General features: G+C 35.3%; 14 protein-coding genes. 6 read left to right on the top strand and 8 right to left on the bottom strand.

Features of this window, described 5'->3' with window-relative positions; genetic code table 11:
- Positions 1 to 25 precede the first annotated feature (25 nt).
- The 6 genes from AC2CGN_RS02800 to AC2CGN_RS02775 are packed head-to-tail and all read right to left on the bottom strand — an operon-like array spanning position 26 to position 4,611.
- A complete protein-coding gene (locus tag AC2CGN_RS02800; protein ID WP_429984182.1) occupies positions 26 to 412 on the bottom strand; it encodes a GntR family transcriptional regulator in 387 nt (128 codons plus the stop codon).
- Positions 409 to 1,980: a hypothetical protein gene (locus AC2CGN_RS02795; protein WP_484512024.1), complete on the bottom strand. Its 1,572-nt coding sequence runs from the start codon at positions 1,978 to 1,980 to the stop codon at positions 409 to 411. The genes AC2CGN_RS02800 and AC2CGN_RS02795 overlap by 4 nt, the downstream gene beginning before the upstream one ends.
- On the bottom strand, positions 1,970 to 2,671 hold the full coding sequence (locus AC2CGN_RS02790; protein ID WP_429986831.1) for an ABC transporter ATP-binding protein: 702 nt from the start codon (positions 2,669 to 2,671) through the stop codon (positions 1,970 to 1,972). The genes AC2CGN_RS02795 and AC2CGN_RS02790 overlap by 11 nt, the downstream gene beginning before the upstream one ends.
- Positions 2,672 to 2,689: 18 nt before the next feature.
- Complete coding sequence (locus AC2CGN_RS02785; protein WP_429986830.1) at positions 2,690 to 3,469, bottom strand: ABC transporter permease; 780 nt, start codon at positions 3,467 to 3,469, stop codon at positions 2,690 to 2,692.
- 4 nt (positions 3,470 to 3,473) lie between these two features.
- Positions 3,474 to 4,376 (bottom strand): ABC transporter ATP-binding protein, encoded by a 903-nt coding sequence (locus tag AC2CGN_RS02780; RefSeq protein ID WP_484512021.1) that lies wholly within the window; start codon positions 4,374 to 4,376, stop codon positions 3,474 to 3,476.
- Entirely contained in the window at positions 4,360 to 4,611 is a 252-nt protein-coding gene (locus AC2CGN_RS02775; RefSeq protein ID WP_286924189.1) for a PLD nuclease N-terminal domain-containing protein, read from the bottom strand. The genes AC2CGN_RS02780 and AC2CGN_RS02775 overlap by 17 nt, the downstream gene beginning before the upstream one ends.
- Positions 4,612 to 4,787: 176 nt before the next feature.
- Between AC2CGN_RS02775 and AC2CGN_RS02770 the strand changes: the two genes are divergently transcribed.
- The 5 genes from AC2CGN_RS02770 (at position 4,788) to AC2CGN_RS02750 (ending at position 8,389) form a co-directional block, all read left to right on the top strand.
- Entirely contained in the window at positions 4,788 to 5,327 is a 540-nt protein-coding gene (locus AC2CGN_RS02770) for a transcriptional regulator (protein ID WP_286924190.1), read from the top strand.
- A gap of 34 nt (positions 5,328 to 5,361) precedes the next feature.
- Positions 5,362 to 6,222, top strand: a complete 861-nt coding sequence (locus tag AC2CGN_RS02765; RefSeq protein ID WP_054771156.1) for a YitT family protein — start codon at positions 5,362 to 5,364, stop codon at positions 6,220 to 6,222.
- Positions 6,223 to 6,396: 174 nt separating this feature from the next.
- A complete protein-coding gene (locus AC2CGN_RS02760) occupies positions 6,397 to 7,005 on the top strand; it encodes a bifunctional transcriptional activator/DNA repair enzyme AdaA (RefSeq protein ID WP_484512018.1) in 609 nt (202 codons plus the stop codon).
- Positions 7,006 to 7,019: 14 nt separating this feature from the next.
- On the top strand, positions 7,020 to 7,538 hold the full coding sequence (locus AC2CGN_RS02755; protein WP_484512016.1) for a methylated-DNA--[protein]-cysteine S-methyltransferase: 519 nt from the start codon (positions 7,020 to 7,022) through the stop codon (positions 7,536 to 7,538).
- Positions 7,539 to 7,570: 32 nt separating this feature from the next.
- Positions 7,571 to 8,389, top strand: a complete 819-nt coding sequence (locus AC2CGN_RS02750) for an SPL family radical SAM protein (RefSeq protein WP_429980945.1) — start codon at positions 7,571 to 7,573, stop codon at positions 8,387 to 8,389.
- Positions 8,390 to 8,444: 55 nt separating this feature from the next.
- Here the strand turns inward: AC2CGN_RS02750 and AC2CGN_RS02745 are convergent, their stop codons facing one another.
- The gene (locus AC2CGN_RS02745) at positions 8,445 to 9,131 is read right to left on the bottom strand and encodes a DNA alkylation repair protein (RefSeq protein ID WP_484512014.1); all 687 of its coding nucleotides are present in this window, start codon (positions 9,129 to 9,131) and stop codon (positions 8,445 to 8,447) included.
- Between the two features lie 81 nt (positions 9,132 to 9,212).
- Positions 9,213 to 10,394 carry a YbfB/YjiJ family MFS transporter gene (locus AC2CGN_RS02740; protein WP_429990694.1) on the bottom strand — a complete coding sequence of 394 codons (1,182 nt, stop codon included), beginning with the start codon at positions 10,392 to 10,394 and terminating at the stop codon, positions 9,213 to 9,215.
- A 102-nt stretch (positions 10,395 to 10,496) separates the two neighbouring features.
- On the opposite strand from AC2CGN_RS02740, the gene AC2CGN_RS02735 reads away from it, so the two are divergent.
- Positions 10,497 to 11,375, top strand: a complete 879-nt coding sequence (locus tag AC2CGN_RS02735) for a LysR family transcriptional regulator (RefSeq protein WP_429980939.1) — start codon at positions 10,497 to 10,499, stop codon at positions 11,373 to 11,375.
- Positions 11,376 to 11,623: the final 248 nt, after the last annotated feature.

The raw sequence follows: 11,623 nt of genomic DNA, 5'->3' as shown, positions 1-11,623 counted from the left end.
TGGAAGTCATCTCATATATTGAATACTAATCTTCAATATAATACTTCCCCACCCCCTCCTGAAACACCTGCTTAAGCTGCTGTTCACCAATCCCTAAGACACAAGCCTCAATTATAATTTGTTCCAATTTCATAGCAATTTGCGAAAGGTTGGCATTCTGGGTTTCAGTAGCATTTTCATTAATAAGAAATGCTTTTGAACCTGGTTTTATTGTGATAACGCCCTTTTTTTGCAGCTCCTTGTAGCTTTTATGAACGGTGTGAAGATTGAGGCTTGTTTGCCCAGCTAGATCACGAATCGAAGGTAGCTGGTCACCATGTTGCAAATTTCCTGTCGCTATTGCTAATAGAAGTTGTTGTGTTAGCTGCTGATAAAACGGGATATTACTGGTTATATCTATTTTTACATTCAATTGGTTACGTATCCCTTCCTATTTTTATAAAATAACGTGATTGTACTTATAGTTACAATGATTAAAATAATGACTGCTGAAATCCATGGAGAAACATGGAACGTAAGCAGGCTGAAATGGAGAAGTGCAATAATTATTAATAAAGGTAATCCATAAAGTAAGCTAATTAATACTGTAGGGTTGGACTTAATGGCCTCTGATGGATTTGTCCAGTCAAGTAATGGATGCCTTTTATCGTAAAGCGGAGATAATACATTATAAGAAAAAACTAATAGTAATGTTATCAATAAATACAGCATCATTATGACGTCATTTTTTTCAAATAGCATATAAATGATATAGCTTATGATGACTGATAGTGCACTGATGCTTGAAGAAATCACTACTTTTGCCAAATATATTTTGTGTGGCTCCAAGGGCAATGTTTTACTTAAAGCATAGTATTTCCCCTCTCTAGAATAGGGTGTACCACTAATATTGTTCATACAGCTCATAAACAAAATCATGTAGACAAAAAGGGAAGATTTATTGTCAACAATCCAGTCAGCCTTTAGCATATTCATCTGAATCACCATTAGGTAAATGACTGTGCCGATTGGTGCCATAATGACACCTAGGATCGCTTGCAATTTAAAATAAGATTCTGATTGGATAATCCAGTATTCTCGTTGTAAGTAATTGCTCCAACTGGTATTTCCCTTCCAAACTTTGGCTGTTTTTTCTATTCTGTTTACAACTGAGCCATGTTCATAATACTTAGACGCTATGATTGTTATAGTTATGTTAAACAATACAAAGCACAGTAAGAATACTATCGAGAAATAAAGAACACTTTGAGCAGCCGTCAGTGGCAATATTCCCTCAAGCCATGGCTGCTGCATTGCGAAGCCATAACCTATGTCGAGAATATCTGATGTGGAGGCACTTAGGGATGCGATGGTTGATGTATCTATTTTCGCTAAAACAAGCTTAATAGTCTCAACATTATTTATCCAAAAATAAACTATTGGGCAAATGCCAATTCCTAAAATTAGCGTCATTCTAACCATTAAATACATGACTATATTCATAAAAATTGTACGAAAATGATTCAAAATAGATAAAACACATAGTAGGAATAAAGTGATCAAGATGTTTATCATCAGTAAAAATACAATAGATTTTGTAGCAAATCCTATATTAAACTCTATTAATAGCATAAAAAATGTTGGTATGGAGAGTATTCCTATGACCGATATTGGTAAAGCTACAGCACTTACTATTTTCGCCATTACAATCCGCTTCGCTGAAATCGGCAAATGAGCAAAGATAGAAAAATCACTTTGACTAAATACTACTGAAATCGCAAAATAGGAAATCAGTATATACGTGATACTATTCGATAGTATAAAGCTGTAAAATAAAAATACCTCTGGGGTAGCCATGAAATAGATCATAAAGGTAAATACACAATACTGTAAGGCTATATAAATAAAGGCTAGTATTAAAAGCACTTGCACAATTGGATGCTTTGGTTTTGTATAAACGGATGTTAAGAAAAATTTAAATAATAGCAAATTATCCTTCATTAGCTTGTTTCTCCATAAAAATAGTTTCTAGGCTTCCATCGACAAGCAAATTTTCTAAAGATTCATGCAAAACGATCTTGCCATCTTTTAAAAAACAAATAGATCGGCAAATTTTCTCAGCAACATCCAGCAAATGAGTGGAGAATAGAACCGTTCCACCATTCTCAACATATTCCTTTAAACAATTTTTAAAAGCAACGACAGCAAGTGGATCCAATCCATTTAGCGGCTCATCCATAATAAGAATTGGTGGACTAATCGTAAAGGCAGTTATTAATGCCATCTTATGGAGCATTCCATAAGAAAACGTTCCCATTGGCTTATTTATACTTTTTTCCATACCAAAGATATGGATGAAGCTTTGTAGTTTTGCATCATCCATCTTTTCATATAAGCTCAAAACAAAGTGTATCCAATCATAGGCAGCTATATTTGGAAAAACATGAATAGTGTCAGGGATAAAATAAAATTGCTTTTTATAGGCAAGTGACTGCGACTTTAGAACATTATTAATCATCACTTTTCCACAATCCTGCTCTACTAAGCCAGTAATACAATTTAATGTTGTTGTTTTACCTGCTCCATTTCCACCTACAAACCCCAATATCTCTCCCTTTTCTATCTTTAATGCTACGCCCTTTAGTACTTCATGCTGCCCATACGATTTCTGTAAATTTTCTATTAACAACAAGCCTTCATCACATCCCTTTTAAAATTTTTTCTTCGCAATGAAACCGTGCATGGTAGTAATCATTAATAGCACCAATAGTAGTGTTACGATAATATGAATGCCGTACCTTGCTTCCAAATTACCCGTCATCAGTATATTTGCAGCAGACAAACTATTACTAGCAGGGTTTACAGCATCTATGAAAGGATGTAATCCCGCGATAAAGCGGCAAACTAATAGGATAACGATACTTATTAGGGCAATAAATGCAGGACTATTAAAAAATGTACTCATCATCGCAACAAACGTTATGATGAATAACAGCCAAACACAATAAAATACAAAAGCCCACATAGCTTGTGTCATAGGAACAGTAGTAAATAAATACGCTGAATAGCCATAGGACACTGCATAGCCAAGAGCTATACATATAACAGCTAAAATATAATGGATGATGATTTTACTATTTAAATAAGAAGATATTGAAACTGGTCTTGTTAGGATAAATGCCATCATGCCATTTGCTTTCTCTCCTTGGATAATACTCATAGTGGCAACGACTAGAATAATAATGCCTAGCTGATCAAACTGTGAATTTAATGTTGAGGCAAGTACCTCCTTTCCTTCAGGCTTTGCCATCGTAGGATCAATTATTATACCTTCAATACCACCCGCTGATTGTAAAATAACAGGTAAATAATACATCATAATCGGCTGAGTTAGCCCTAGTAAAATAAATACGATTGGGAGCCACAATATTTTAAACTCCCTTGCCATTTGCTGTACTTCTTTTTTGCTTAATGCAATAAAAGCACTCATTCACTTACACCACCAATTCTAAAAATATTTCTTCTAGATTGCTTTGAATACCCATTTCAAATTTAGTAAACATCACTTTTGAATCCAGTCCGTGTTGTATTAGTCGTCTAGCATCTTCCTCCAAATTTTCAACATGGATGTTGAAGCCATTTCCACAGCTTTCGATTCTCTTCACATACGGTAAATGTTCAATCATTGTGAACCACTTACAATCTTGTTCACGTAACGTCACAAAGATAGCTGATTCTTGATGGTACTCAAGCAGCTCTAATTTTGTCGCATCCTCTATTTTGTGACCATTTTTAATGACAACAAATCGCTCACAAATTTCCTCCGCATCGCTCAAAATATGCGTTGATAGCAGAATCGTTGTTTCTTTTTTTATTTCTTTTAATAGATTTAACACTTCTCTTCTGCCTATTGGATCTAGCGCGGATACTGGTTCATCCATAATCATGAAGGCTGGCTTATGCAATAAAGCCTGTGCAATGCCCAGACGCTGCTTCATTCCACCTGAAAATGTCCCTACATGTATATGTGCTTCTTTTCCTAAGCCCACTTTTTCTAATAGCAATGGTATCTCTTGCTGTAATTCATTTTTTGATAGACCAGAAAGTGTCCCCATAAAGGACAATGTTTCATATGCTGTCATCCACGAAAAATAATTAGGATACTGAGGTAAATAACCGATTTTATTTTTCATCGATGCAATTTTTTGACCATCCAGTAAAACTTCTCCTTCCTCTGCATATAAAATATCAGCAATGATTTGGATTAACGTAGATTTCCCCGCACCATTTGGCCCAATTAACCCAACACACTCATTCGCTTCAATAACCATTGAAAAATCTTTCACGGCTGTTTTTTGTTTAAACTTTTTCGTAATATTTTTAATCTCTAAGCGCATGTTTATTGACATCCTTTCTACCAATAATGAAGTATAGAACAGAACCAATGGAGTTAAAGAACAAAATAATAATTGTCCACATCAGTATGTTCTCCCGCGTATCTCGGTGCCGATATAAATCGAATAAAGCAACAATAATTAGTACTAATCCTACGAATATCAATGGCAGAATGATTGGAAGTATGCTTGCCCAATCCAGTTGGCCTAAATCATCAAAACCATAGTGTAATTTCATTCTTAAAACCTCCATTCATTATCATTATCGATAATGATAACATAAGATGTGAAAAATTTCATTACCTTTTTACTGTACATCTTTTTAAAAAAACTATAGTATATTTTTTGAGAATGTTCTCATATTGATAACATTTGATTGCTTCCCTTGATTCCATCTGATAGGAGGATTGTTTTATGCGGAATAAAGCAGAAGTTTTAATGCACCCTGTGAGAATGAAAATTTTACAAGCTCTCATGCACGATAAAGAAGAAGGCTTAAGCACTTTGGAGATGATTTCAATCATAAAGGATGTACCTCAAGCTACTTTGTATCGTCACATCCAAATTTTAGTGGATGAAAATATTATAAAAATTGTGAAAGAGCGAAAAGTACGTTCTGTTACAGAAAAATTCTATGCAGTAAATGAAGGAGCAGCAAAACTTAGTAAGGAGGATTGGACACAACTAACAATCAAACAAAAATTAAATTACGTTTCCTACTATCAATTAGCTTTGCTATCTCAATATCAAAACTATTTACATTCACTTGATGAAGAAGAAAGACTTGCAGATTTAGCAACATTTTCATTTATTGATTTAACATTAACAACTGATCAATTCAAGAACTTTGAAAATGAATTAAACAATTTAATAAATAAATACTATAATATGACCGACTCAAGTAAAGAGACTGAGACAAAAACTATAGCTATAAATATTATTCCAAAACCTTAGGTATGATTTTTACGCAAAGAAATGGAGAAGATTTATGAAAAGAAGAAAGTCAGTAGAAAACACACGAAAATTTATCATGATTATAATTGGTGCCATCATCGCAGCATATGGACTAGAAGCGGTATTAATTCCGAACGATGTCATTGATGGTGGCGTGACTGGTATTAGTATTATGGGCGCACACCTCTTTGGTATTCCATTAGGCGTACTGCTCTTTGTATTAAACATTCCTTTTATTTGGATTGGCTACAAACAAGTAGGTAAAACTTTTGCATTGATGAGTAGTGCTGGGATTGCAGCTCTATCTATTTCAACAGTGCTTATGCATGATGTTAAAACCATTTTAGGTCCAAATGATCCGTTATTAATTGTTTTATCTGGTGGTATGCTACTAGGTGTTGGAATTGGGATTGTCTTACGTAACGGTGGTGCTTTAGATGGCTCTGAGGTTTTAGCCGTGCTACTATCACGTAAGATTCCGTTTTCAGTCGGGGATATTATATTATTTATTAATGCCTTTATTTTCTTAGGGGCAAGCTTTATTTTTGGCTTAGAGAGCGCATTATACTCTGCTTTAACATACTATATTGCCAAAAATGTTATTGATATCATTCAAGTTGGTTTAGAAAAATCCAAAGATGTTCGAGTAGTCAGTGCCAAATCAGAAGAGATTGGTGATGCGATTCAAGCTCGTTTAGGACGTGGTGTTACATATACTAAAGGTCGCGGCGGATTTTCCAATGAACCCACGGATATTTTAAACTGTGTTATTAACCGCATGGAAGAAAATAAACTTGTGTCGATTATCAAAGATATTGATGAGGGTGCCTTCGTAGTTATTTCTGATGTGTCAGAGGTCCGAGGCGGGAACTTTAAAAAGCGGGATATCCACTAAATCAAGACCCCCTTTCGCATTATTGCGAAAGAGGGTTTTTTATTGACTTAAAAAACTTCAATATCTTGCTATTACGTTAGAAAGGACTTATGTTTTTGTTCACATGCAGTTATACTTTGTTGTACAAAAGCATGAAGCATTTGGATTGTTTTTATAGAAAAGGGTGAAAACACAATGAAGGATAAAAAAAGCATGGAAGTACCGCAGGATAAAACTAGCAATAAACACCATGTAGAAATGATGACAGACGAAAGATGGCAAGCAATTATTCATAATGACGCAACATACAATCAAAAATTTTTCTATGCTGTCGAAACGACAAAAATTTTTTGTAAGCCTTCATGTAAATCTCGTGTACCTAAAAAAGAAAATGTACGAATTTTTCGAACAGCAGAGCAAGCCCTCAATGAAAACTTTCGTCCTTGTAAACGCTGTAAGCCTACAAATGAAAACCTGCCTGATTGTGAATGGGTTGCTCATGTGACTGAATACATTGACAAAAATTTCGCCGAAAAGTTAAATCTTGAGTTATTAGGGATGATTGCTCATGGAAGCCCCTTTCATTTACATCGAACATTTAAAAAGATTAAAGGAATTACTCCTGCTGCATACATCCTACATGTCCGATTAGACGCTGCTAAAAACTACTTGATTGGAACAAATAAATCTATTGCAGATATTTCGATATGTGTAGGTATCCCTAATTCAACTTACTTTATTACCCTATTTAAAAATAAATTTGGTTACACACCAGTACAATATCGAAAACTCTATCAATCGTGAGAGAAAAAGGAGAAATGAAAATGAACAGCATTTATTGGTCTTTACTTCAACATAAGGATTGGCATCTCTACATCGCAGCAACGTCCAAGCATCTTTTATACGTTGGATCACAAAATCAACCTTTTACAGCAGTAAGTGAATGGGTTAAGAAAAAATACCCTAAAGCTACACTAGTTGAAAATTCAGCCCCACTCGCTTCTTATTGTGATGAAATCATTGAATATCTTGAAGGTAAACGGACAACATTTACTTTTTCTATTGATTACAAGGGGACACCGTTTCAGCTTTTAGTATGGAGAGCATTAAATGAAATTCCCTATGGACAAACAAAGACCTATTCAGATATTGCCCACTATATTAATAAGCCAGCAGCTGTTCGTGCCGTTGGTGCAGCTATTGGTGCAAATCCAATTTTACTAGCTGTTCCTTGCCATCGCATAGTAGGAAAAAATGGCACATTAACAGGCTATCGTGGAGGGCTTGAAATGAAGAAAAAGCTATTGGAGCTGGAGAAACTGAATGCCCAATTGTAAATGGTGATTTTACGTAAAGGAGAGTTAATCGAATGAAACAAAATGTAAGCTATAAAGACTCAAAGACCATTCTTAATAAAGGTACAGGTTTTCTTTCAGGCTATTCACATTCCTTAAATCCATATACAGGCTGTTCCTTTGGCTGCTCTTATTGCTATGTACGCCAGATGCCCGTCTCGCTTTTTCACCATGAAGAATGGGGTGATTGGGTAGATATCAAAAAAAATGCTGCATCATTACTTGCTAAAGAGCTTCATAAAGCAAAAACAAAAGGAAAAGTCACAATTTTTATGTCATCTAGTACAGACCCCTATCAACCTATCGAGTATAGAGAAAAAATAACTAGATCATTATTAGAAGTCATGGTTGAAGACTCTCCTGATTTTTTACTTGTCCAAACGCGAAGCCCTCTTGTTTGTAGAGATATTGATTTATTACAGCGGTTACACAATCACGTTAGGGTTAGTATGACAATTGAAACTGATTTAGAGACTATTCGGAAACAGTTTACCCCACAGGCACCACCAATCCAAGCACGATTACAAGCAGTAGAAAAGCTAGTAGCTGCCGGCATACCCACTCAAGTAGCAATTGCCCCTGTATTACCGAGCAGCGAATGCTTTCCATACAAATTACAGCATATTGTCAATAGAATTTGTATAGATGATTATTTTATGGGTGATGGTCATGCAGGGAAAAGAACTGAAAAAATAGGTATAAAGGAAAAGTATAATGAGCTAGGCTTGGAAGAATGGTACACACCGCAAGCCTATCAAAAAGTATATACACGCTTTTTAGAGGTTTTTCCTAAAAATCAGATTTATATTAGTCAATCAGGATTTGAGCCGTAACAAAAATGCCATTGTAGAGGCTATCCCTACAATGGCTTTACTTAATTTAAATAGACTATATTTTCCGCTTCATTTGTCGGATTAAATTTTTAGCCTCTTTTTCCACTCGGTTAGATTCTGTAATTTTTTGTAATGCTTTGTGATAAGTAAAATCATCCAGTGAATTGTTTCTTAAATAGTTCATTGTTACAAGAGGATCTTTAACATAGCAAATTGAAATAGCCCATGCGACAGCCATTTTAACATAATACCCTTCATGCTTTATAGCATTGATTATGTTTAAAACGCATTGTATATATTGATGATCGATAAAATAATTTAATAGCATGACTACTCCAAAACGTACCTCATATTCTTTATTGGAAGAAAAATAAGGCTGTAAAAATACCCATACTTGCTCTTGATTTTCCTTTGTAAATTTTAAGCCTGTACAAAAACTATCACATACTGACCAATTATCAATTTTCGGAACAAATGAAGCCACATAGGAAAGACGCTCCTCACTATTTGTCTTTACATAACCAATGATCATTCCTTGTAGCATCACTTCTTCAAAAAATTCATCACTCGCGGCTGTTAAATAGTTCTGCCAATCTTCCTTGGCAATGTTTTTAGCTATTTTTCGAAGCTCTGGTAACCGAACACCTAAAATATTTTGGCAATTTGGGATAAGTGAGGACGAAAACTTTTGATAATCCTGGTCAGCTAAATTTATAAGTTGTTCTCTTATTTGTTGATGCATCCATATTCTCCAATCATTTATTTTTTTATCATACTATAAAAGATGAGTATTTTATAAAAAGATAAATGAAATAGCAAGATTTCAAAGTGTTTCCAGAGAACTAATTTTTTCATATTTTAATCCGCTAATAAGGCATAAGGCTCCAACTACGATAACGGCTGTTGCGCCAAACAATGCATATTGGTAGCTGTTTGTATAATTGGCTAATGCTCCTGCTAGTGAAGGACCAATCATTTGTCCCAGGGCATACCCAGCAGTTAAATATCCTAATATTTGATGGCTATTTACTGGTGATATTTGTCTCGCTAATGTTGTTGCAACTGTGGTGATGCCCATAAAGGTTGCCCCAAAAATAAAGGCACTTATATAAAGTGTTATTGTATTTGTTGCAAAGGCAGGTAATACAATGCCAAGCCCTTGAAATAGCATGGAAATCAATAATGTTCTAACATAACCATAGCGCTGTGCCAGTTTTGACCAAACAATGCACGAGGGAATTGCTGCAACTCCAACAACAAACCATACAAATGCAGCGTCCCCATGAAAGCTTGTAGACTCTTCTGCAATGGATACGATAAATGTCCCTGTAACAATATAACCTAGCCCCTCTAAGCTATAGGCAATAATCAGCCATTTCATCCATATTGCAGGAGGTGCTTTCGGTGAAGCTTTGGCTGTACTCTCCTTTTGTTGTGCACTAGATGTAACAGGTTGTATAAAAATTATAATGAAAATAAACAATATGATACAAAATAGTGCTAAGGCAATCCATGTACCATTCCAATTAAAAATAGCATGAATGGGAGATACAATAATCGCACTTAAGGCAATACCCATCCCTACACCACTATAAAAAAGCCCAGATAAATGTGCTTTGCCTATCCTTGCTAATTGATCAAGCACGAGGCTAGCAGCAACTACAAAGATAAACGCGCTCATTACGCCTGAAATAAAACGGAGTACATACCAGACCATAATGGTATATGTAAAGCCCATGAAAGCTGTTGTCAAAATACTCATGACAAGTGCTATTTGTAAAAAAGGAATACGCTTATCTGCTAGTTGTAAACGACCAGCTACCAATGCCCCTACTAAGTAACCTAGATAATTACTAGTGGCTAAGAAACCTGCTGTCGCTCGACTAAAGGCAAAGGTTTCTTGCATATATGGCAGTATCACCGTATAAGAGAATCGTCCAATCCCCATAGCAATCACTAATGTGAAAATGCCTCCTATTAAATATTGAAATGTTTGCTTATTCATAATTCCCCTCCCCTCATCCTCACTATAACGAAAATTAAGGTATCACAAATAGAATGAATTTATTATAATAGATATCAAATAAATTGATGGCTGGTGGAATATATGAATATGAATGATCTCTCTATTTTTCGGACAGTCGTGCAAACTGGTAGCTTTTCGAAAGCTGCTGAAGCACTTAATTACACACAATCCAATATCTCTATGAAAATACAAAATCTTGAGACCATGTATCAGACAATATTTTTTTATCGTGGACATCGAGGTATCCGCTTAACACCCAAGGGAGAACAATTTTATGAGATGGTATTAAAAATGCTACATCTCTATGAGAAATCCTTTGAAATCCTACAAAACCCACATGAGCAAAGGGGTCTACTACGTATAGGTTCTATGGAAACAACTGCAGCACTTCACTTACCTGGACTTTTAACCTCTTTTCATAAAGCCCATGAACAGGTAGATATTACAATAGTAACAAATCCAACGCAGCAAAATATAGAACGATTAGAAAACTATGAATTAGATGGAGCCTTTGTAACAGGGCCAATTTATAAGGAAAATATTCTTACAAAGGAATTTGTATGCGAGGAGCTAGTAGTCGTTTCATCCAGCAAGTATAGGCAGATTGAAAGCTTACGAGATTTAGAGGAAAGTACCTTGATTACTTTTCGCAATGGTTGCTCCTATCGGGCCATTTTAGAGCACTGGTTGCACGAGGATGGAGTGCGTCCACAAAATCGTATGGAGTTTGGTACACTTGATGGAATCATTGGCTGTGTTGCTGCGGGACTAGGTGTAACCATATTACCAAGGGCAATTGCTCAAAAATATATGAAAACACAATCATTATCCCTGCACATACTAACAACAAAGCAAGCTCAAGTGCCTACTTGGTTTATCTATCGTAATGATGAAGTACAATCACCTGTTCTAAAAGATTTCCTTGAAGCAATCGATGCATATGACTACCCATCGATGTAAAATCTCATTTCAAAAAGGAGCTGTTCGACATAGGAACAGCTCTTTTAGATTGCTTTTAAACCATTTTCTATTAAGTACAAGTAGCCTTCTATCCAGCATGAATACTAGTCAAACATGCATATTTTCTCCTCAATGAAGCAAGACCATCCTCAAAGTAAAGAATTCCTATTGTATTCGACAAAATTAATGCTCTCGCATGAATTTGATTTCTTTTTCCCTATCCAAATCGTTATCTTTTGACGATTTAC

This window comes from Lysinibacillus sp. DFXJR4 (genome assembly GCF_057196045.1).
Note: the sequence above shows the minus strand (reverse complement) of the source record. Positions and strands in the feature narration are given on the sequence as shown.